Source organism: Paenibacillus aquistagni (assembly GCF_900177815.1).
Lineage (GTDB): Bacteria > Bacillota > Bacilli > Paenibacillales > Paenibacillaceae > Paenibacillus_B > Paenibacillus_B aquistagni.
Map to the genome: position 1 here is coordinate 303,483 of NZ_FXAZ01000001.1, position 21,241 is coordinate 324,723.

The 21,241-nt window shown below is 49.6% G+C and carries 19 protein-coding genes, 1 pseudogene and 1 other annotated feature; of the genes and pseudogenes, 19 read left to right on the forward strand and 1 reads right to left on the reverse strand.

Features of this window, described 5'->3' with window-relative positions:
- Positions 1-8 precede the first annotated feature (8 nt).
- The 15 genes and pseudogenes from spoVAD (at position 9) to leuS (ending at position 15,951) form a co-directional block, all read left to right on the forward strand.
- Entirely contained in the window at positions 9-1,019 is a 1,011-nt protein-coding gene (spoVAD, locus tag B9Y93_RS01385) for a stage V sporulation protein AD (RefSeq protein WP_085492569.1), read from the forward strand.
- Positions 1,020-1,023: 4 nt separating this feature from the next.
- Entirely contained in the window at positions 1,024-1,374 is a 351-nt protein-coding gene (spoVAE, locus tag B9Y93_RS01390; protein WP_085492570.1) for a stage V sporulation protein AE, read from the forward strand.
- A 380-nt stretch (positions 1,375-1,754) separates the two neighbouring features.
- Positions 1,755-2,693 carry an AAA family ATPase gene (locus B9Y93_RS01395; protein ID WP_170936440.1) on the forward strand — a complete coding sequence of 313 codons (939 nt, stop codon included), beginning with the start codon at positions 1,755-1,757 and terminating at the stop codon, positions 2,691-2,693.
- A gap of 2 nt (positions 2,694-2,695) precedes the next feature.
- The gene (locus B9Y93_RS01400; RefSeq protein WP_085492572.1) at positions 2,696-3,952 is read left to right on the forward strand and encodes a DUF58 domain-containing protein; all 1,257 of its coding nucleotides are present in this window, start codon (positions 2,696-2,698) and stop codon (positions 3,950-3,952) included.
- Complete coding sequence (locus B9Y93_RS01405; RefSeq protein ID WP_085492573.1) at positions 3,949-6,186, forward strand: DUF4129 domain-containing transglutaminase family protein; 2,238 nt, start codon at positions 3,949-3,951, stop codon at positions 6,184-6,186. The genes B9Y93_RS01400 and B9Y93_RS01405 overlap by 4 nt, the downstream gene beginning before the upstream one ends.
- A 129-nt stretch (positions 6,187-6,315) precedes the next feature.
- The gene (locus B9Y93_RS01410; RefSeq protein ID WP_085492574.1) at positions 6,316-6,834 is read left to right on the forward strand and encodes a YqeG family HAD IIIA-type phosphatase; all 519 of its coding nucleotides are present in this window, start codon (positions 6,316-6,318) and stop codon (positions 6,832-6,834) included.
- 17 nt (positions 6,835-6,851) lie between these two features.
- Complete coding sequence (yqeH, locus tag B9Y93_RS01415) at positions 6,852-7,964, forward strand: ribosome biogenesis GTPase YqeH (protein WP_085493913.1); 1,113 nt, start codon at positions 6,852-6,854, stop codon at positions 7,962-7,964.
- 29 nt (positions 7,965-7,993) lie between these two features.
- Positions 7,994-8,875, forward strand: coding sequence for a shikimate dehydrogenase (gene aroE / locus B9Y93_RS01420; RefSeq protein WP_085492575.1), 882 nt, complete (start codon positions 7,994-7,996; stop codon positions 8,873-8,875).
- 72 nt (positions 8,876-8,947) lie between these two features.
- Positions 8,948-9,238, forward strand: coding sequence for a ribosome assembly RNA-binding protein YhbY (gene yhbY, locus B9Y93_RS01425; protein ID WP_085492576.1), 291 nt, complete (start codon positions 8,948-8,950; stop codon positions 9,236-9,238).
- Positions 9,239-9,277: 39 nt separating this feature from the next.
- Positions 9,278-9,877: a nicotinate-nucleotide adenylyltransferase gene (locus B9Y93_RS01430; RefSeq protein ID WP_085492577.1), complete on the forward strand. Its 600-nt coding sequence runs from the start codon at positions 9,278-9,280 to the stop codon at positions 9,875-9,877.
- Positions 9,870-10,463, forward strand: a complete 594-nt coding sequence (gene yqeK, locus B9Y93_RS01435) for a bis(5'-nucleosyl)-tetraphosphatase (symmetrical) YqeK (protein WP_085492578.1) — start codon at positions 9,870-9,872, stop codon at positions 10,461-10,463. Before B9Y93_RS01430 ends, yqeK begins: the two co-directional genes overlap by 8 nt.
- Before the next feature lie 214 nt (positions 10,464-10,677).
- A complete protein-coding gene (rsfS, locus tag B9Y93_RS01440) occupies positions 10,678-11,025 on the forward strand; it encodes a ribosome silencing factor (protein WP_085492579.1) in 348 nt (115 codons plus the stop codon).
- Positions 11,022-11,888: pseudogene (locus B9Y93_RS01445) on the forward strand (CvfB family protein); the annotation flags it as partial. The gene rsfS and the pseudogene B9Y93_RS01445, both read left to right, overlap by 4 nt.
- 357 nt (positions 11,889-12,245) lie before the next feature.
- On the forward strand, positions 12,246-13,010 hold the full coding sequence (locus B9Y93_RS01450; protein ID WP_342351846.1) for a class I SAM-dependent DNA methyltransferase: 765 nt from the start codon (positions 12,246-12,248) through the stop codon (positions 13,008-13,010).
- A gap of 111 nt (positions 13,011-13,121) precedes the next feature.
- Positions 13,122-13,377: a binding site (T-box leader), on the forward strand.
- 129 nt (positions 13,378-13,506) lie between these two features.
- The gene (leuS, locus tag B9Y93_RS01455) at positions 13,507-15,951 is read left to right on the forward strand and encodes a leucine--tRNA ligase (protein WP_085492581.1); all 2,445 of its coding nucleotides are present in this window, start codon (positions 13,507-13,509) and stop codon (positions 15,949-15,951) included.
- On the opposite strand, the gene comER is transcribed toward leuS, so the two are convergent.
- Positions 15,932-16,777: a late competence protein ComER gene (gene comER / locus B9Y93_RS01460; RefSeq protein ID WP_085492582.1), complete on the reverse strand. Its 846-nt coding sequence runs from the start codon at positions 16,775-16,777 to the stop codon at positions 15,932-15,934. The genes leuS and comER overlap by 20 nt on opposite strands.
- A gap of 117 nt (positions 16,778-16,894) precedes the next feature.
- Here comER and B9Y93_RS24450 point away from each other — a divergent pair, with 117 nt between their 5' ends.
- The 4 genes from B9Y93_RS24450 (at position 16,895) to B9Y93_RS01475 (ending at position 21,112) form a co-directional block, all read left to right on the forward strand.
- Positions 16,895-17,044: a hypothetical protein gene (locus tag B9Y93_RS24450; protein WP_169025990.1), complete on the forward strand. Its 150-nt coding sequence runs from the start codon at positions 16,895-16,897 to the stop codon at positions 17,042-17,044.
- An 85-nt stretch (positions 17,045-17,129) separates the two neighbouring features.
- On the forward strand, positions 17,130-17,741 hold the full coding sequence (locus tag B9Y93_RS01465; protein ID WP_085492583.1) for a ComEA family DNA-binding protein: 612 nt from the start codon (positions 17,130-17,132) through the stop codon (positions 17,739-17,741).
- Positions 17,742-17,886: 145 nt separating this feature from the next.
- Positions 17,887-18,408, forward strand: coding sequence for a deoxycytidylate deaminase (locus B9Y93_RS01470; RefSeq protein ID WP_085492584.1), 522 nt, complete (start codon positions 17,887-17,889; stop codon positions 18,406-18,408).
- A gap of 112 nt (positions 18,409-18,520) precedes the next feature.
- Entirely contained in the window at positions 18,521-21,112 is a 2,592-nt protein-coding gene (locus B9Y93_RS01475) for a DNA internalization-related competence protein ComEC/Rec2 (protein ID WP_085492585.1), read from the forward strand.
- The last annotated feature ends 129 nt before the right edge of the window (positions 21,113-21,241 follow it).

Consider the following 21,241-nt stretch of genomic DNA (forward strand, 5'->3'; position numbering starts at 1 on the left):
GCAAACCAATGCATGTCGGCAGACAGACATGGCTGTTCAAGAACAAGCCGGTCATTATTAGTACGGGAACGGTCGTCGGTCCTGACGAAGGAGAAGGACCGTTAGCTGATACATTTGATTATGTGCATGAAGATCTGGATATGCAGGAGAAGAGCTGGGAAAAGGCGGAACGCAAGCTGCTAGAACAGGCTACACAAGCTGCAGTACAAAAATCAACCATACAGGAGAACCAAATCAACTATTTTGTAGGCGGGGATCTGATGAATCAGATCATAAGCAACACGTTTGCTGCTCGGAAGATGGGACTTCCCTACATAGGTGTATTTGGCGCCTGCTCAACCTCAATGGAGTCCCTCGCGATTGCATCCTTATTAGTGGACACCGGCAATGCGGAGTATGTGATGGCAGGAACGTGCAGCCATAACTGCACCGCGGAAAAGCAATTCCGCTATCCGACCGAATATGGTTCCCAGAAGCCCCCTTATGCGCAGTTCACGGTGACCGGAGCTGGGGCGGCGATTGTTGCTGCCACAGGAGACGGGCCTAGAGTAATCGCTGCCACCATCGGCAAGATTATGGATTTTGGACTTACGGACCCTTTCAATATGGGGGCAGCGATGGCGCCGGCAGCAGTGGACACAATCCAAGCGCATCTTGCAGACCTGAATCGCACGCCATCTGATTATGATCTAATCGTTACGGGGGATCTGGCAAGCGTTGGACTGCCGATTGCAAGGGATTTGTTCAAGGAAAATGGCCTATCATTAGAAGGAACGGTCTTTAATGATTGTGGATTGATGGTGTTTGATCTGGAGACCCAAGCCGTGCAGGCGGGAGGAAGCGGCTGCGGCTGCTCAGCAGTCGTAACCTATGGTCATATTCTTCAGCGGATGCAAAAGGGCGAATTGAAGCGGGTCATGATTGCCGCAACCGGCGCGTTGCTCTCCCCGCTGTCCTATCAGCAGGGCGAGAGCATTCCATGCATCGCCCATGCGGTAACGCTTGAGATGGAGGGATAATAACATGATCTATTTTTGGGCATTTGTCGTTGGAGGGCTGATTTGTGTGATAGGTCAGCTCATGTTTGATGTGGCGAAGCTGACTCCTGCACATACGATGGCCACTCTAGTGGTAGCGGGAGCCATCATCGATGGCTTGGGCTGGTATGAGCCTTTGATTGACTTCGCTGGCGCTGGTGTAACCGTTCCGATAACGAGCTTTGGCAACTCGCTTGTCCATGGCGCTATATTGGACTTGCACAAGGATGGCTGGATCGGCGCTGTAACAGGCATATTCAAGACAACGAGTGCAGGGATATCCGCTGCAATTGTATTTTCCTTCTTGGCAGCTCTGCTTGTGCGTCCTAAGGGCTAATTTTCAGTCAAGCAGTTAAGCTCCGACATGTAATGTATCAGTCATGCCAACTCGGGTATATGCCAGAAGCGTACATGAAGTAGCTGCCGTGCTTGCGCATAAGCTGTGTTCAAGTTGACGAGCTGCCTTAAGCAAGCCGCCGCAGGAGGCCTTCCAAGCAATTGGATAGGCCTCTTTGTGTTGATTTTATCTCTTCCATCAAACTGACAATCTGAATGTCTGGTGGAAGAAACAGGACGTTATCTTCTGGGACTGCTGAAAATATTTGTGGAATTGGTGAATAGTCGATCGTACTTAATTGTTGTAAAATGAGGAAATGAAAGCGGATAACTCATTTTAAGAACGTTAAGGGGGTCGTTGTCTTGAGTGCTGTAGCGCCTATGTATTCCATTATTCAGCAACTTCGTGATTCCTTGCAATCAAGCATATTAGGCAAGCCATTGGAAATAAATCTGCTGCTGACAGCGATGCTCGCTAAAGGCCATGTTCTCATAGAAGATGTTCCGGGCACAGGAAAAACTCAGCTTATTAAGTCCATTGCCAGAACAATCAATGGTCAATTTCGAAGAGTACAATGCAACCCGGATTTGCTTCCTACTGATATTACCGGCATGTTTATTTTTCATCCGAAGGATCAGGAGTTCGTATTTCGGCCTGGCCCTATGATGACGAATGTTCTTCTTGTTGACGAGATTAATCGGGCTACGACCAAGACGCAGTCCGCACTGCTTGAAGCGATGGAGGAGCGTCATGTGACGATTGAAGGGGAGACCTTTATGCTTCCCTCGCCATTCATGCTGCTTGCTACGCAAAATCCCATTGAGTTTGAAGGCACTTATGTGCTGCCAGAAGCTCAGATGGATCGCTTTATGATGAAGATCAGCCTTGGCTATCCCGATGAGATGACTGAACGCATCATGCTCGCGCGACATGTGGAGGGGCTGCCTTCCGAACGAGTTGATACGATCACGGATGTAACCGTTATTGAAGACATGCAGCGGCTCGTTGAAGAAGTCCATATCGACGATGCCATATTGGCCTATATTATTGACATTACTCGCCGTACGAGAGAGCACGATCAAGTCCTGCTTGGTGCAAGTCCAAGGGCATCCATAGCCTTGATGCAGGCGGCGAAGGCCTTTGCATGGCTGAACGGCCGCGATTATGTCTCGCCGGATGATGTGAAGGTGCTAGTCCGTTATGTGCTGGGGCATCGTCTGGTGCTAACGATTGATGCTAAAGTCGAAGGTATAGAAACGGCGGATATCCTATACGACATATTAAATCAAGTGACGGTACCTGTACGTCTGGGGATGTAGCAATGACAGGGCGCAGCCAGAACTCTCATATTCGCAAATACCTTGTAGTTTACGTTTCCCTCCTCATTTATGTGAGTCTCGTCTTTTATTTTTTGTTTCAAGGGGGCAAGACCTCGTTTATGGTGCTCGCTATGGCCACGGTTCTAGGGGCTTACTGGATTGCGGGGCTGTTTGGCGGCATTCGCAAGGCAGAAGGCACCCATCAATTCGGAGGCGAGCGGGCTGCACCAATCCAAGCAGGCTCACATATTCCGGTTACTCTTCAACTGCATATGCCTGGATGGATGCCAATTCCTTATATCGAGGTTCGTGATGAGCTGTATCGTTTCGATTCGCTTATCCATGTGCAGGAGACGATCGTTTTTTTGGATCAAAAAAGAACCGCGACGCTTAAGTATCATACTCCAATACTTGAGCGGGGCTGTTATCAGTTTGTGAGGACGACATGCACGACACGCGATTTGTTTGGATTATTTCGCTATCGTGGGCACTTTAAAAATGGACAGACGCTTTATGTTCTCCCTCAAATGATCCCGATTCAGAACTGGAAGCACGTATCCAAATATAAGGGATCGCTCGATCCAGAGGCTTTCTTCACGAAACATCGACGTGAGTCAACGGTCGTGGATGGGATTCGGGATTATGTTCATGGTGATCGTCTATCTCGAATTCATTGGAATGCAACCGCACGGAGCGGATCGCTAAAGTCCAAGCAATTCGAGCCGGAAGGAGCTCCGATGCTTGCGATTGTGCTTGATCTATCACAAGGTTCATATCCAACCGCTGCTTCATTTGAACTCGCAGTCTCCATTGCCGCATCTTTGATGCGCTATGCAAGACGAATGAAGCGGCGCGTAGTCATCGCAGGAGTCGGAGATGAGTTGAAGCTGTGGAGTGCAGAAGCTGTGCGTCATGAGACGACAGGACTTCGCGAGTGGCTGTCTTCCGTTCAGCCTGCGGCTTTGCCGGCAAGCGGAGAAGATCACGAAGCTGCATGGCTTCGCGCATGGCAGAAGCATCCAGAGCTAAGACGGGGAGGGACTATTGCTTGGATATCAGGGAGCCTGACGATAGAGCAGGAGCAAAGCCTTAGCCATCTCTCCAAGCTGAACTGGAACGGCAGCTTTATTGCTGCCTCTCAGCATGCAAGTCAAGATGCGCGGAGGCTCAGTTCGAAGCTATCCCGCTACGACTATTGTTATATCCCGATTGAGCGGCTCGATCAACTCCCTGAGCGATTGGAGGGGAATACAGCATGAGGACAAGCCAATCTGCTCAAGGCGTGAAAAGGTCCTTTTTACAATGGCATTGGGAGGATCGCTTGATCTGGGCAAGCTTGTTTGTCATTTTGACCCAATGGGCGCATACGCTCATTCCTTATTGGTATGAAGAAACGATCTCGATGACATTCTCCATGCTTAACCTAATGCTCGTGATTGGTTTGCTCATCCCTGTTCACCCATGGATACGCATACCGTTTGGACTCATCATTGTCGCTTATAGCGTGGTTGATCAGCTTAAGGCATATGATTTGTGGCTGCCGCTGGCTATGGAAGGAAAGCTCGGGTGGCTGCAGGTGCATCCGTATATTTGGCTTGTTGGACTGATTTGGATAACCTATGAGCTGTTTATGAGGTTTGTGCGAACAAGCTGGCATGTAACCTTGCTGCTTGTCATCCAACTGCTCGTATTCGGCATCTTGGATTCCTTTACGATGGATACCCTTTGGGATCAGGTAGCGTGGACGATGGGGGCCTCCTTGCTGTGGCTGATCGGTGTTCATTTTCGGCGCATGAAGGCCAGGTTTCCTGAACGCTGGGAGATTCGGCCCAAGTATGTGCTTCAGATTGCGCTCAGCGCGATCCTTCTCTTGTCTTTGGTAATAACAGTAGGCGTCAGCATGCCAGGGCTGCGTCCGATCTTGATGGACCCCTACACCGCATTCGTCATGAAAGGCGAACGAACGGGGCCGCTGGGTGAGCTAAGCGGGCTAGGGGCTGCGAATAGCGGGACAAGCGATCAAAGACTGGCCGAATCGGGCTATAGCTCAGATGACACGAAGCTTGGCGATGGCTTTAGGCTTAATTATTCGCCTGTGATGTTGGTGCAGACCGAGCAAGTTGGCTATTGGCGAGCGGAATCCAAGTCCATCTATCAAGGGGATGGCTGGCTTGATTATGAAGGCTATGACAACTCGCCATATGCCATCGTCGAGCAGAATGAGAGCCTGCGAGATGCTTTCTCAAGAGACAGCAAGGTCAAGACGACATTGGTCAAGCAAACCATAACGATGCAGCATCGCGGCAGCTATCCCGCGCTGTTCGGGATCGGAACCATTCAGAAGGTGGAGGCTGTGCAGTCAGAATCCAATGATCCGCTGTACTGGCATCGCTATGACAGCGAATTAGCATCATTTGGCAATCGAGATGCGTATCCTTCTTCATATACGATTGTGTCAGAGGTACCTGTCTATACACCGGATCAGCTTCGAAGTTCATCGCGCAACAAGACCTATACGCGCACATTGTGGGAGCCTTATCTACAGCTGCCGCAGGATTATTCGCCTAAAGTTGCAGAGCTGGCCCAGCAGATTGTAGAGGGGGCAGACAACGACTATGATCGCGCGAAGCGGATTGAGGAGTACCTGCGAACCAATTATCGGTATACGACTCAGCCGAATACGAAGCGGCGCGCCAGCGAAGACTTTGTAGAGTCCTTCTTGTTCGAGGTAAGAGAAGGCTATTGTGACTACTTCTCATCGTCGATGGCGGTTATGCTTCGCACCTTGAATGTTCCAACTCGCTGGGTCAAAGGGTTTGCTCCAGGAACCCGCAATATTCAATCCAGCGAATGGATCACAGGCCGTGAAGCATTGACGCTCGAATCCAGTGAGGGAACCTACCGAGTAACGAATGCGGATGCTCACTCTTGGGTAGAGGTCTATCTTGGCGACTATGGCTGGATAGCATTCGAGCCAACTCCAGGCTTTACGATGATTGAAGCCACGGATAATCAGGCGGAAGAAGTAGAACCAGAGCAAGAAAAGCCTGCGCAAGAAGAGCAGGAAATAAAGGAGACCCGAGCCGCTGATGAAGCGATGGAACTTCCAGCATGGCTTGGGCTGACAGCCAAGCTGATCGTAGGGACGGCAGTGGCAGCAGGATTTATCTTTGCACTTTTAAAATGGTATGCGGTTGGATTCTCCTTCCGGTGGTTCCGAATCTGGAACCGCAAGCTGACGATAAAGGAACGGATGATTCTAGAGACAGAACTGTGGCTCAGTTACTGCAGGCTCAAAGGAATGAAAAAGCATCCTGCAGAAACGGTAAGAGAGGCAGCGAAGCGATGGAGTGCAGACAAACCAGAGCTTGCAACCTCAGCTGCAATCATTGTAGAATGCTTTGAGCAAGCTAAGTATGGTCGAGAAGCCGTAACTTCCGACAATTGGCAGCGATTAAAGCAAGCAATCCGCCAATTTAAGCATACACGATGACGGATTTATGATAAGATGATCAACGATTGCCGTATTCGAAACGTACTGCATGTATCGGATACGGCATTTTTTTGCATGAAAATCAAGGAATATGGTATAGTTTTTCGTATAAAAAAAGAGGTGACCTCATTGTTTGAAGTGCTCATTCCAAGACTTCGAGTACGTACCGTATACGATATAGACCTGAATTTGCTTCAAGAAAAAGGATACAAAGGGATCATCACAGATCTTGACAATACATTGGTAGGTGCAAAAGACCCGCTAGCAACGCCAAAGCTGACGGCTTGGCTGGAGGAAGTAAAACGGCAGGGCTTCAAGCTCGTTGTTGTCTCTAACAATGATCAGGCACGAGTATCGACGTTCTGTGCGCCACTTGATATTCAATTCGTTCATAAAGCACGCAAACCTTCTTCTCGACCTTTTAGCAAGGGCATGGAGCTGATGGGGCTTCATCCGGAAGAAACGGTAGTGGTTGGAGACCAGTTGCTGACAGACGTGCTTGGCGGCAATCGAATGAAGCTGTTTACCATCCTGGTTCAGCCGATTGCCATTCAGGACGAAGGCTTCGGCACACGAATCAACCGACGCATTGAGCGTATCGTAACGTCACGACTTCGCAAACAGGGTCTCTGGCACGAGGAGGAGTAAATAAATACATGACTGAAATGACCGAACAACAAAAACAATGTGCAGGCTGCGGAGCGTTTTTGCAGGCAACGAATGCAGAGCAAGCAGGGTATATCCCGGAGAAGGCCTTAGAGCGGGAGCCTGCTATATGCCAGCGCTGCTTTAAGATCAAAAATTATAACGAAGCACAATCCGTAGCGATTGATCATGATGAATTTCTACGCATGTTAAGCCGAATTGGCGACGAGGATGCGCTTGTCATTCATATTGTCGATCTCTTTGACTTTGAAGGCAGCCTAATCTCCAGTCTTCAGCGCTTTGTAGGCAATAATCCAGTGCTGCTAGTAGTGAACAAGATTGACCTTTTGCCAAAAGGCATGAACTGGAACCGCATTCGCAACTGGGTTCAGCATCAAGCCAAGGAGCAAGGCATTCGGATCGTCGATGTCCTGCTTGTTAGCGCGAAGCGTGATCTAGGCTTCGATCGTCTAGTAGAAGTGGTGGCGGAGTGGCGCGGAGATCGCGATGTCTATGTCGTCGGCGCGACGAATGTAGGAAAGTCAACCTTAATCAACCGCTTAATTCGCGATTACAGTGATATGGATCGCGAGCTGACAACCTCCCGCTACCCAGGAACGACGCTTGATCTGGTCAACATCCCGCTTGAGGATGGCCGAAGCATCATTGATACGCCTGGGATTGTGTATACGCATCGCATGACTGAGCTTGTGGATCGCAAGGATCTCGGCGCGATTCTGCCTGATAAGACGCTCAAGCCAACGGTGTTCCAATTAAATGAAGGACAGACGTTGTTTTTCGGTGCTTTGGCACGCTTTGACTTTGCAGAAGGCGAACGCCAATCCTTCACCTGCTATATGTCCAATGCCATAAAGATTCATCGGACGAAGCTCGAACGAGCAGATGATCTGTATCGGAATCATGCCGGAGATATGCTTGCACCGCCTGCGAAGGACCGTCTTGAGCAGCTGCCGGAGTGGACCAAGCATCAGCTTCGTGTTCCACGTGGAGGAGAAATGGATGTTTTCATCTCTGGGCTTGGCTGGATTGCCTGCAACGGAAAGTCAGGGGCATTGCTTAATGTGCATGCGCCAAAAGGCGTCAAAGTAATGCTTCGTTCGACATTGATCTAATGGAGAAGAGGATCGGAGGAACTGGAGCTATGGGAAAGATCACTTCTATGTCAATCGATAATGGAAGGATTACGAGTGCTACACAGCTGTATGCTGTCATCGGGGACCCGATCCGCCACTCGAAATCTCCGCTTATGCAGAATGCGGCACTTAACAGCTGTCAGATTGATGCCGTTTATACCGCTTTTCATGTCAAACCAGAGCAGCTTCAAGCGTGTGTGGAAGGAATGCGCGCGCTCGGCATCCAGGGCATGAACGTGACGATTCCGCATAAGGAGCAAGTCATGAAGCTCCTAGACGAACTTGATCACAGCGCGCAGGTGATTGGAGCGGTAAATACCATTGTAAACGATAATGGCCGGCTTATCGGCTATAATACTGATGGCATGGGGTATGTGCGGTCTTTGAAGGAGGAAACCGGTGCTGACCTTCAATCAAGCCGCATCCTGATGATTGGTGCCGGCGGGGCGGCAAGGGGGCTTGCTTATGCGCTGCTTAATGAAGGCTGCGAGCAGCTGACCATTGCCAATCGCACCTTAGAACGTGCACACGCTATTGCTGCTGAGCTTCAAGCTTTCGGCTCGATTCAAGTCGCGCAGCTAGAAGACGGCAGGCCGGACATTTTACCTGAAGAGGTTGATGTTGTCATCAATACGACCTCCGTAGGGATGCATCCAGCAGTTGAGATCTCTCCGATGGATAAGAGCTGGCTTAGATCCTCAATGATTGTCAGCGACATTATTTATAATCCGCTTATGACGCAATTGCTTCATGACGCAGAAGAGATCGGCGCGGTTACGCATAGCGGTCTTGGCATGTTTGTCTACCAAGGAGCCATTGCATTTGAATTATGGACAGGACAGCAAGCGCCCGTTCACGTTATGCGTGAAGCAGTCCTTCAGGCGCTGTAGAAGTATGTTCTGTACAAGGCAAGTTAATGACCAATAGGAGTACTGCATGTACTCTCAGGAAGGAAGAACAAGATGTTAACAGGCAAACAAAAGCGTTATTTGCGCTCACTCGCTCATCACATTCAACCGATCTTTCAAGTAGGAAAAGGCGGGGTGAATGATCAATTGATCCGTCACATTGAGGAAGCAATTGAAGTGCGGGAATTGATCAAGATCTCCATTTTGAACAACAATATGGATGATCGCCAAGAAGTGGCTGAGGCGCTTGCTTCAGGCTCTGGTTCTGAGCTTGTACAGGTAATTGGCAAGACCATTGTGCTGTACAAAGAATCCAAGGATCATAAGGAAATCGTACTTCCTTAAAGCCTTGTACCTGCATTATCTGCTCAGGAGGCTTGAATCATGGGACAAGTCAAGAGACATGTAGGCATTATGGGCGGAACCTTTGATCCGATACACATCGGTCATCTCATAGCTGCAGAAGCAGCAATGGAGTGTGCTGAGCTTGATGAAGTATGGTTCATGCCTGCGCATGTTCCGCCACATAAGAGCCGTCAGCCAGAGGCGTCGGCTCATCAGCGGATGGAGATGACAGCACTTGCCCTAGCCGGAGAGGAGCGATTCCAGGCAAGCGCTTGGGAGATGGAGCAAGGAGGAGTCTCCTATACTCTTCATACTGTGCAAGCGCTGCAGGAACAATTCCCTGATACGCAATGGTATTGGATTATCGGTGCAGATATGGTTGCTTATTTGCCACAATGGCATGGAATCGAGGAATTGATAGCGCGAATTCGCTTCATCGGCGTCCGTCGACCGGGTACGCCATGGCCAATCGAGGCCTTGCCTTATGAATGGAGGCATCGTATTCTGGAGGCGGATATGCCGAAGCTTGATATATCATCAACGGATATTCGTAATCGCGTGAAGGAACGACGCTCCATCCGATACTTTGTTCCTGATTCGGTTCTTAATTACATACAAAGGTGGGAGCTGTATGAATAGAAGCCGTGATGAAGTGCTGCAGGCGGTTCGCGAACAGATGCCAGAACAGCGCTGGGCCCACACAGAAGGAGTTATGCAGTGTGCAGTGGAGCTGGCTAATCGCTATGGCGGGGACCCGGTCAAAGCGGATATCGCAGCACTGCTCCATGATGTGGCCAAGTATTGGCCGACGGAGAAGATGGAACGTATTATCGTAGAGCAGAAGCTGCCTAGCGAGCTGCTTTCACATGATAAATCATTATGGCATGCGCCTGTTGGCGCATTTGTTGCAGAGTATGAATTTGGCATAACGGATGTGGAAATACTGGATGCCATTCGATATCATACATCAGGACGAGAGAAGATGACGCTCTTGGACCGCATTGTATGCTTAGCGGATTATATAGAGCCAGGCCGCAATTTCCCTGGCGTGGATCATATTCGTGCACTCGCTGAGAAGAACCTTGACGAAGCGCTCGTAGCGGGATTTGATTCGACGATACAGTTCTTGCTTGAGAAGAAGCGTCGGATCTTCCCATTAACGGTGATCGCTCGCAACAGTTTGCTGGCTTCACTTGAACGAACTTCCTCTGATTCTAAGGCTTGAGCGGCTTTGAGAGATGGCCGATCGCGCTGCTTGGCAAAGCGATCATAGAGGGCGAAGAAAGCGGATGCTTTTGCAAGTTGGAAGCGAAATTGTTATGGTAGTCTTGTCTAACTCTAAACAAGGCTTCACACAGCGAAGCATAGAAGAATCATGTTCATAATGAAATTGTAGACCTTACACAAAGATAAACAAGAGGATAGAATGGAGGCTTACTATGACAGTTACACCTGAACAATTGCTTCAGTTGACCGTTGACGCAGCTGAGGATAAGAAGGCATCGGATGTTATTGCTTTAGACTTGAAGGGGATCTCGCTGATCGCAGATTACTTCGTGGTGTGCCACGGGAATTCCGATACACAAGTACAGGCGATTGCTTCTGAGATTCGCAAGACCGCACAAAAAGCGGGCGTTGATGTCCGTGGGACAGAAGGCTTGGACTCCGCACGCTGGGTACTTATCGACCTCGGCGATGTGGTTGCGCATGTATTCCATCGTGAAGAGCGCGAATACTATAATATCGAGAAGCTCTGGTCCGATGCGAAGGTAGTTGAGTTCGCATGACATTGACCCCGGGGTTAATACAACGGCTGCGCATTGACCGCGAAGTCTCGCCGTATGGATATTTTTTAACTGACGGAGAGCAAGATGTGCTCTTGCATTATACAGAGCTTACACGCAAGGTGAAGATAGGAGAAGAGATCGACGTCTTCTTGTTTTTTGATACAGAGGATCGTCTTGCTTCTACCATGAAGACACCGCTCATTACGCTTGGAGAGGTTGCGCTGCTGGAGATTGCAGACATCCATCCTCGCTATGGCTGCTTTCTTGAGATGGGGATTGGGCGCCAATTGCTGCTGCCTAAGTCGGAGCTTCCCGAATTCGCGGAGCTTCACCCCATGGTTGGGGAGCGCATTTATGTCGTGATGGCGCATGACAAGATCGGACGCTTGGTTGCCAAGATGGCGCTTGAGAAGGACCTTGAGCGCTACACCTTTCATGCTCCTTCGAACTGGCTGAATACGTGGCAGGAAGCTATCGTGTACCGCCCGCTTCGTATGGGGACCTTTATGATTGTAGAAGGCGGCGTGCTGGGATTTGGCGCGATTGGCTTTGTGCATGAGTCAGAGCGTCCGCGTCTGCTTCGATTAGGGGAAAAAGTACGCGTACGCATTTCGCATGTGCGTGAGGATGGCAGAGTGAATGTAACCTTGGCTGAGAAAAAGGAAGTAGGCATGGATCAGGATTCGAAAATGCTGCTGTCCTTTATTAAAGAGCGGCCAAATGCCGCGATGCCATACTCAGATGCAACAGATGCGGATATAATTAAGCAGCGCTTCTCGATCAGCAAGTCAGCTTTCAAAAGAGCGCTTGGCCGCCTGATGAAGGCAGGGCTTATCGAACAGAGCGGAGATTGGACCAAGCTTACTGCTCTTGGTGATGAACTCGCCATTGATGATGCGTTAAGCAGGCTTGAGACGACGAAGGCTTCGACCCGCAAGCCGGAAAAGAACACGCTAGACAAGCCGAAGCCTTCCTATGCAAGCCGCAACGAGCGCCCGCAGTCACAGCAGGGAAGACGAGAGCGTTCAACGAATACGAGCGATGCAGGATCTTCCCGTAAGCCGGCATCGTCTAGAACACCGCGCCAGAAGTAATTCATAGTCGTTCGGTGTTGCGGATATGATCCGTTTATGCGTGGAAAGTGGGATAGAGGATTAGCTGTTAAGCGGAATGCTGGCAGTTAATCCTCTTTGGTTTAGCACGGTTTTAAGAAGGGATGGATGAGCATGCAAGCGTATGGTCAATTCGCATTGGTCTACGATCGCTTGATGGAGGATATGCCCTATGCAGAATGGCTGGCCTTTGCTGAAGAGGCATGGGAGCGTTATGGCGTAAAGCCGACAACCGTTGTCGATCTTGGCTGTGGGACTGGAAGCTTAGCGATACCGCTTGCGAAGAAGGGCTATCGCGTTATTGGACTGGACCTATCGGATGCGATGCTTACCATGGGTCGAGAGAAGGAGAGCCAAGCAGGCAGGCTTAAAGGAGATATCCAGTGGGTGCATCAGGACATGAGAAGCTGGGAGGTGCCTGATGCGGTTGATGCGGTCCTGTCTTTTTGCGACAGCATGAATTATCTGACCGAGCCTGAGGATATTAAAGCGATGATTCGACAAACAGCAGGGCAGCTTCGCACTGGCGGCGTGTTGCTCATGGACATGCATCATGTGCGCCAGTTTGAGGCCTATGCGGAAGAGCAGCCCTTCACCTTAGATGAAGGGGACGTTGCTTACATATGGTACAGCGACTATGATGCTGATCGTATGGAGATTGAACATGAGCTCACGATATTTGTGCGTGATGATTCCACAGGGCGATATGAGCGTATTGATGAGAGCCATCGGCAGCGGGCATATGATCCCGCTTGGATCGAACAAGAATTAAGACAGGCGGGATTTGAGCAGATTGAATGGTACGGAGACTTTACTTTTGAAGCTCCAGCTGAGGACTGCCGACGAATGTTTGTTGCGGCCAAAAGAGCGTAGCGGCGTCTTGGGCATGACTTTGTTCAACACTAGACGAGCTTATATCGTCATACATTGACATTGGCTGTTTTTTTTCTTATGATGGATGTAATCTTTTTCAATGATTCATATGTTTTGACGGAGACTAGGAGTAGTAGCTTACGTTGTATGGCAGACAGAGAGTCGGCGGTTGGTGCAAGCCGATAGTCAGAAGACAAGTGAACTCACCTGGGAGTCGCATCGTTGAACAGCATGGATGGTATGTTCCGTTCATCCTTTAGATGATGCCGTGATGCTCGCGTTAAGAGCTTCAAGGGAGCGCAAAGCAAGGCATGGTTTGCGCTAACTAGGGTGGTACCGCGGGAACGTCAAGTCTCTCGTCCCTAGCGAATTCGCTGGGGATGGGAGGCTTTTTTTTGAGCCTAATGGAGTGCGAAGCAGTACATATGCAATGATTTACGCTGCTGCGCATTCGGTTACGGCAATAAACGATAATAAACAAGGGGGCTCTGTACGAATGACGACAGAAGAGAGACAGCCGGCAGGCTATCAGCCGCTTAACATCGAGCCAAAGTGGCAAAAGTATTGGGATGAGCACAAGACGTTTGCAACGCTGGAAGAGGGAGACAAGCCGAAGTTCTACGCTTTGGATATGTTTCCGTATCCATCCGGTGCGGGACTTCACGTAGGCCATCCAGAAGGGTATACGGCAACAGATATCCTCTCACGCTATAAGCGCATGAAGGGCTATAACGTTCTTCATCCGATGGGATGGGACGCATTCGGCCTTCCTGCGGAACAGTACGCCCTTGATACAGGCAAGCATCCGCGCGAATTCACGAAGCGCAACATTGATAATTTCCGTCGCCAGATCAAGTCTCTTGGCTTCTCATATGATTGGGATCGCGAGATCAGCACTACGGATCCAGAATACTACAAGTGGACGCAATGGATCTTCATCCAACTGTACAACCGAGGTCTTGCATACGTAGACGAGATCCCTGTCAACTGGTGTGAGGCGCTTGGAACGGTTCTTGCTAACGAAGAAGTTATCGACGGCAAGTCTGAGCGCGGTGGGCATCCGGTTGTACGCAAGCCGATGCGCCAATGGGTGCTTAAGATTACAGCATACGCTGAGCGTCTGCTTGAAGACTTAGAAGAGCTGGATTGGCCTGAGAGCATTAAGGATATGCAGCGCCACTGGATCGGCAAGTCAACAGGCGCCGAAGTGCGCTTCAAGATTGATGGGGTGGATGCTGAAGAGTTGGTTGTGTTTACGACACGTCCGGACACCTTGTTTGGAGCAACGTACTGTGTGCTTGCACCTGAGCATGATCTGGTTGAAAAGATTACGACCGAAGCCGAGAAGGCTCGGATTAAGGACTATCAAGAACAGGCTGCTCGCAAGTCTGATCTGGAGCGCACGGATCTTGCCAAAGACAAGACGGGCGTATTCACAGGCGCTTATGCGATCAACCCTGTAAATGGAGCGAAACTGCCGATCTGGATCGCAGACTATGTGCTTGCAGGCTATGGCACAGGTGCTATTATGGCGGTTCCGGGCCATGATGAGCGCGACTGGGAGTTTGCGAAGCAATTCGATCTTCCGATTATTGAGGTTGTGGAAGGCGGCAACGTGGAAGAAGAAGCTTATACAGGCAACGGCAAGCATGTGAATTCTGGCTTCTTGGATGGTCTTGATAAGGAAGAAGCGATCAGCCACATGGTGGAATGGCTTGCTGAGAAAGGTGTAGGCGAAGCAAAAGTAACCTATCGTCTCCGCGATTGGCTGTTCAGCCGTCAGCGCTACTGGGGAGAGCCGATTCCAATCCTTCACCTAGAAGACGGCACGATGAAGACAATCCCTGAATCCGAGCTTCCACTTGTGCTTCCAGAAGTGGATCATATTCGTCCATCCGGCACAGGTGAATCTCCACTTGCGAATGTGGAGGATTGGGTGAATACCATCGATCCGGAGACAGGCATGAAGGCTCGCCGCGAGACGAATACGATGCCGCAATGGGCAGGAAGCTGCTGGTACTATCTTCGTTACATTGATCCGAAGAATGATGAGCAGATCTGCTCCCCGGAACTTCAAGCGAAGTGGCTGCCAGTCGACCTGTATATCGGTGGTGTCGAGCATGCGGTGCTGCACTTGCTCTATGCTCGTTTCTGGCACAAAGTCTTGTACGATATCGGTGTGGTAAACACGAAGGAACCATTCCAGAATCTGATTAACCAAGGCATGATACTAGGCACCAACAATGAGAAGATGTCCAAATCCCGTGGCAATGTCATCAACCCGGATGATATCGTTTATGAATATGGTGCGGACACGCTTCGCCTATATGAAATGTTCATGGGGCCTCTTGAAGCTACGAAGCCTTGGAACACGAACGGTGTGGAAGGAATGCATCGCTTCTTGAGCCGGATCTGGCGTTTGTTTATCAATGAAGAAAATGCACTCAATCCAAAAATCATGGACAATGGCGGTACGGATGAGTTTATTCGCACATGGCATAAGACCGTGAAGAAGGTTACCGAAGATACAGATGCGCTTCGCTTCAATACGGCTATCAGCCAAATGATGATCTTCATTAACGATGCTTATAAGCAAGAGACCCTGCCGCGTCAAGCGATGGAGAACTTTGTTCAAATGCTTTCTCCTTACGCGCCTCACATTGCTGAGGAGCTGTGGGAGAAGCTTGGCCATAGCGGTTCTGTTACGTATGTACCTTGGCCATCTTATGATGAGAGCCTGACGGTGGATGCGCAAGTGCAAATCGTTGTTCAGGTGAACGGCAAGATTGTGGACCGCATCATGGTTCAACCGGATGCTGAGGAAGCTTCAATGCAAGAAACAGCGATGAGCTCTGCCAACGTTCAAGCCGCAATAGAAGGCAAGACCGTTCGCAAAGTCATCACTGTCAAGGGTCGTCTCGTTAATATTGTGGTCGGTTAACTTCTTGGCCATAAAATACATGGTGTACCTTTTCCAAATCTTCTTCATATTTGGCATGGGTCACTTGAATCAGCTGGTGGAACACACCTTCTAGTTGATTCTGCAGCAAGCGCAGCGCCTCGGCGGTAATGCCGCCGGGGACAGCTACGCGCTGCTTAAGTTGTTCTGGCGTAAAGCCGCCTTCTGTGAGAAGCTTGCCTGTTCCATGGACCATCTCACAAGCTAGGCGCGTGGCCTCCTTTTTATCTATGCCCGTCACTTCAACAGCTGCCTCTACCCATTTCTCTAGGAAAAATGAGATGAAGGCAGGTCCGCAGCTGCACAAATCACTCGTAATACGCGTGTATTCCTCCGATATTTGAATCGGTCTACTGATCGACATCATCAGCTGCTCGAGCAGCAATCGATCCTCAGTCTGTATACGGGAGCCGTACATTCCAATGGACGCCCCGCTCCACACATAATTCGTAATGCTCGGAATAATCTTAGCAATTTTACACTTCAACTGGCTTTCCAGATGCTCAATAAGAACAGGACTTGTGATCGATACAAGAATCAGATCTGGTCGATCGCACTGTGCGATCTCATCCACGACCTTTTTATATTCCATAGGTTTGATGCATAAGAACACGATATGGCTGTGTTCAATTACCTCTGCTATCGTTGAAGCGACATGTAATCCCTCGTATTGAGCGGCAAGCAGCTGTGCCTTTTGCGGGGTTCGATTAATGGCTGTGACCTGTTCTGGCTCCAGGGCCCCTGATTGAATCAGGGCTTCGATAAGTATGGATCCCATGCTACCTGTTCCTATGAATCCGACCTTCACCGGGGTATCCCTCCTTAACCGTATTGTTCGCCCACAGCTGCAAGGGATGATAACAGGAAATGGACTTGTCGTGACAAGGAATAGGCGAACACGATTATTCCATGATAGCTTCACTATATGTCGACATGGTTGGCCATTATTCCGCTCCAAGCTGTGATACTTGTGCGGAAGGTCATCTCGCCAGTACAGCGAGATGGAATCCTCCAACGTGCTGCGTCAGATCCTGCTTCCATGATTGCAGCGGCATTCGGAATTGTTTATGGGTAAATAAAGAGTCGGTGGATATGGAGCTTAAGGAAGTGCCATTGAACTGCTAACGATATTCTGAAATGAGAATAGAGGAGATGCAGGGATGAATCGAGGATTAAGGAAAAGTACATTCAGTAAGGAAAAAGTCATATTAACGATATGCGGTGGGGTTGGAGCTTTGTTATTTGTCCTCATGTGGATCCTGCCTCAATTCGCCAAGGAGGAAGCCGGCTGGCAGGCTATCAATCAGCTTGTTGAAGAGCGAATTTTGGAAGAGCAGCCAAAACCGACCGCTCGTGAGGAGAAGCAGCAGGGGCAGAAGGAGGCAGCGAATCCTAATGTTGCTTCATCCCATACAGAATCGAACAATCCACAGACTCAGCCTAATCAGGCTGCAGGCGAGTCTAGTGAACAGGTGTCGGCACCAGCTGCCGAAGGCTCTCTCAAGCAGCCAAAGCAAGCGCTGGAAGCAGAGCAGACAGCATCTGCTGCACGCCCACCAGCAGTGAAGCCAGAGGGCAGTATAGACATTAACACGGCAACAGAGGAGGAATTGACATCTTTGCCAGGCATAGGCCCCGCTAAGGCAAAAGCGATACTGGCATATCGAGAACAGCGTGGCCGTTTTAAGAAGCCGGAAGATTTGCTGGAAGTGAAGGGGATCGGCCCGAAGATGCTCGCTAAGATGAAGGACAAGCTCTATTTTGACTCGTAAATGAAGGCTTTATATCATTATGCTTAAGCCGCATATTGCGAAAGATCAAAAAACGTGATTACAATAGAAGCATAACTGGCGGATCAATGGACGATCTACAAGGCAGCAAGTGAGCGAACTAACCTTAGACAGGAGCATCAAACACATGACATCTACGATTAGAAAAGACTGGGATACGTATTTTATGGATATCGCTTATATGGTCTCTACACGCTCCCAATGCCCAAGGCGCCATGTTGGTGCTGTGCTTGTGCAGGGCAAGAAGCTGCTCGGAACAGCTTATAACGGAGCGCCTATGGGCGTGCCGGATTGCACAGAAGCTGGATGCATGATTGCAGAGCAGCTTGAGCTCGTGATTCATCCAGACGGTACGGAAGAGATGGTCAAGAAGGAGCGCTGCATCCGCACGATTCATGCTGAGCAGAATCTGCTATTGTTTACAGATCGAATGGACCGGGAAGGGGCGACCGTATATGTGACGGACCAGCCATGCTGGACGTGCGCCAATATGCTTGCCAACAGCGGAGTCAAGGAAATTGTATTCCACCGCCCTTATTTGAAGGATGCGGATAAAGTAACGGCTCTCATGAGTCAGTTAGGCATTACGTTTCGATCATTGGACCATTATCAACCTCCTGCCGAAACGGTTATGGAGCCTACTCCTTAATTTATTATTCATAGGTTTACTTACAAGGAAGAACCTTAATCTGGCTTAGCATTGCCGGATCTAGGTTCTTTTTTTACGTTGTATCTCGGCTAGAAATAAAGGAGGCGATTACATGCTGATGCGGCGCCCGATTGCAGCGTGTGCGGTGCTGTGGATCATCGGAATTCATTTGGCTGTATCCTACAAAGGGGTTATGGCCTGGGGAATGATAGCCTGCATAATGGCCATGCTAGGTGTTTTGTTTTATACGAAGAAACTATCGCTTTTGCTGCTGCTGTTATATGCGGCAAGCGTCATTCTATCCTATGGTTATTTCTTTTGGTACGATTCCAATCAGAGCTCTGCTTTTCAATCAACGGGCCTATCCGCTAGCCAATATATAGACAACACAGGTGAGTCTTCATTTGTTGGCCAAGCCGAGGGGTGGATTGATTCACCTGTTGAGGTTGATGGCGATCGTGTGCAATTTGAGCTTCGTACGATTAGCTGGACGGATTCTAAAGGCGAAGTAGCCGAGTTTCGCGGTGAGCGGCTGCTCGTTCAAGTGAAGCTGAAACAGAAGAAGGAAGTAGAGCAAGCGAGCCAATGGGCAAGAGGGCAGCGGGTAAACGTACAGGGGGAGCTGGAGCTTCCGGGGACAAGCAGCAATTTTGGCGCATTTGATTATAGAGAGTATCTTCGCTATAAGCATATGTATTGGCTGCTGAAGGGAGAAGGGGGACAGGCAGTCAGCTTCTTAAGTGATTCGTCAGCTTGGTCGCTGACGGGATTCATGGGCAGCATCGAGGCATGGAGAGAGAAGGCTGCGAGCATCTATGATCAACTGCTTCCCAAGGATCAAAGCACCTATCTCCAAGGACTTGTGCTTGGCATGCGAAGCGATCTGGATGTTCAGATTGAGCATTCCTTCTCAGAGCTGGGATTAACCCATGTGCTTGCCATTTCTGGTCTTCATGTTGCGGTATTTGTGGGGAGCTGTTTGTTTGTGTTCAGGCTGCTCAGACTTACCCGAGAGACCTCGCTTGTGATCGTGATGATCCTTATTCCGCTGTACGTTGTATTTACGGGAGCCTCTCCTTCTGTTGTTCGGGCAGGCATGATGTCTGTGCTGGCGCTTATTGGCCTTCGCCAGGGATGGATTAAGGATGGGCTTCATCTGTTGGCGGGAGCACTGCTCGCGATGCTGTTCTTTGAGCCGTATTATGCGATGAATGTCAGCTTTCAGCTGTCCTTTACCGTCACGGCAGGCTTAATCATTGGAGTACCTCTTCTACAGAAGCTGTGGCCTGTGAATTGGCCGGGCTGGCTGCGCTCCTCTTTATCGGTATCCATCACCGCGCAGCTCGTGTCTTTTCCCTTAACCATCTATTATTTTAATCAAATATCGCTCTTATCTTTGCTGGCGAATTTGGTCTTCGTTCCCTTTATCAGCGGTGTTGTGCTGCCGCTTGGGACGCTTACGCTACTTGTGTCTATAGCCTGGTACAAGGCAGCGCTTCCGCTAGCTTGGCTCTTGAAGCAGTGCAATGATCTAACGTTCACGCTTATTCACGGGCTGTCTCGTTTTGAACAAGCGACCCTAATCTTCGCCACTCCTCCATTATGGTGGATTGCCGCCTATTATGGATTGTTGCTCACCATTCTCTTTTCTCTTCATAAACTTAGAACAAGGAGTGGCAGGCATTCCTCTTCTACCGAGGATACTGTTCCGCTTGAAGCTTTTCAGCGCGTCTCTAGAAGCACAAGCAAAGTGCAAAGACTAGGCTTGTCAGGCGCCATACTCGCCTTCACGTTCACATTGTATATAGGTTATACGTATGGACCGCCAGCTCACACAACGTTGTCTGTCCTTGATATCGGTCAAGGCGACAGTCTGCTCTTGCACACTTCAAGCGGTCGCGCTATTCTCATTGATGGTGGCGGGACGATAAGCTTTGAACGAAAAGGAGACGAATGGAAGCGCAGGAGAAAGCCGTATGAGGTTGGTGCAAGCAGAATTGTGCCTCTCTTGAAGCAGCGAGGAATACGCCAGTTGGATGCGGTTGTTCTGACACACGGAGACGCGGATCATGCGGGTGGTCTTCAAGCCGTCATCGAACAAATTGGTGCGGACCGCCTCATTATGAATGGGACCTGGAAGACCTCATCCACGTTGACCCGACTATATCAAGCTGCCTTGGATCGCGGGATACCTATTATTGGCTGGAATGCGAATGATCAGTGGGAGATAGATGATACAGCCAAGCTTACAGTCATGTACCCGAGCAAACACGAGCTGCCGCTCCCTGTAGAGAAGGATCAAAATGACGCCTCCTTAGTGTTGATGCTCACCATGATGAAGGGGAAAGCGTCGGGCACGGTTCTACTAACTGGCGACATCGGCATGCCGCAAGAGCGAGAAATTGTGTCATTGCTGGAGTCAACAGATGTTGATATCCCTCATTTCATTGATGTCCTTAAGGTTGCGCATCATGGCAGCAAGACCTCGACTTCGAAGCAGTGGATGGATCATTTTAAACCGCGCATAAGCGTGATTTCAGTCGGCAAGAACAACCGTTACGGGCATCCGAGCGAGGTTACGCTTCAGACATTAAAAGAGGCTGGCAGTCAGGTATGGCGCACCGATCATCACGGGGAAATACAACTATCCATGGATTCGCAAGGTTTGAAGCTAAGAGCAAAACATGATAGGATGACTCAGTAGATTTATGCGGCTAAAGTTCATGATGATGCGTTGAACCAAGCAGGCAAACGATCCCTTACCCTACATAATTGTCACACAAACGAACAGACTTTTGAGCCTGTTCCTGTTATGATAATAGCTAATTCCAAC

Excerpts from the sequence above, each read along its gene's own strand:
- rsfS (WP_085492579.1), top strand. The coding sequence starts at position 10,678 with ATGACAGTTACACCTGAACAATTGCTTCAGTTGACCGTTGACGCAGCT.
- spoVAD (WP_085492569.1), top strand. The coding sequence starts at position 9 with ATGCATGTCGGCAGACAGACATGGCTGTTCAAGAACAAGCCGGTCATT.
- spoVAE (WP_085492570.1), top strand. The coding sequence starts at position 1,024 with ATGATCTATTTTTGGGCATTTGTCGTTGGAGGGCTGATTTGTGTGATA.
- yqeK (WP_085492578.1), top strand. The coding sequence starts at position 9,870 with ATGAATAGAAGCCGTGATGAAGTGCTGCAGGCGGTTCGCGAACAGATG.
- B9Y93_RS01450 (WP_342351846.1), top strand. The coding sequence starts at position 12,246 with ATGAGCATGCAAGCGTATGGTCAATTCGCATTGGTCTACGATCGCTTG.
- aroE (WP_085492575.1), top strand. The coding sequence starts at position 7,994 with ATGGGAAAGATCACTTCTATGTCAATCGATAATGGAAGGATTACGAGT.
- yqeH (WP_085493913.1), top strand. The coding sequence starts at position 6,852 with ATGACCGAACAACAAAAACAATGTGCAGGCTGCGGAGCGTTTTTGCAG.
- B9Y93_RS01395 (WP_170936440.1), top strand. The coding sequence starts at position 1,755 with ATGTATTCCATTATTCAGCAACTTCGTGATTCCTTGCAATCAAGCATA.
- B9Y93_RS01430 (WP_085492577.1), top strand. The coding sequence starts at position 9,278 with ATGGGACAAGTCAAGAGACATGTAGGCATTATGGGCGGAACCTTTGAT.
- B9Y93_RS01465 (WP_085492583.1), top strand. The coding sequence starts at position 17,130 with ATGAATCGAGGATTAAGGAAAAGTACATTCAGTAAGGAAAAAGTCATA.
- B9Y93_RS01475 (WP_085492585.1), top strand. The coding sequence starts at position 18,521 with ATGCTGATGCGGCGCCCGATTGCAGCGTGTGCGGTGCTGTGGATCATC.
- B9Y93_RS24450 (WP_169025990.1), top strand. The coding sequence starts at position 16,895 with ATGTCGACATGGTTGGCCATTATTCCGCTCCAAGCTGTGATACTTGTG.
- B9Y93_RS01400 (WP_085492572.1), top strand. The coding sequence starts at position 2,696 with ATGACAGGGCGCAGCCAGAACTCTCATATTCGCAAATACCTTGTAGTT.
- leuS (WP_085492581.1), top strand. The coding sequence starts at position 13,507 with ATGACGACAGAAGAGAGACAGCCGGCAGGCTATCAGCCGCTTAACATC.
- B9Y93_RS01405 (WP_085492573.1), top strand. The coding sequence starts at position 3,949 with ATGAGGACAAGCCAATCTGCTCAAGGCGTGAAAAGGTCCTTTTTACAA.
- B9Y93_RS01470 (WP_085492584.1), top strand. The coding sequence starts at position 17,887 with ATGACATCTACGATTAGAAAAGACTGGGATACGTATTTTATGGATATC.
- yhbY (WP_085492576.1), top strand. The coding sequence starts at position 8,948 with ATGTTAACAGGCAAACAAAAGCGTTATTTGCGCTCACTCGCTCATCAC.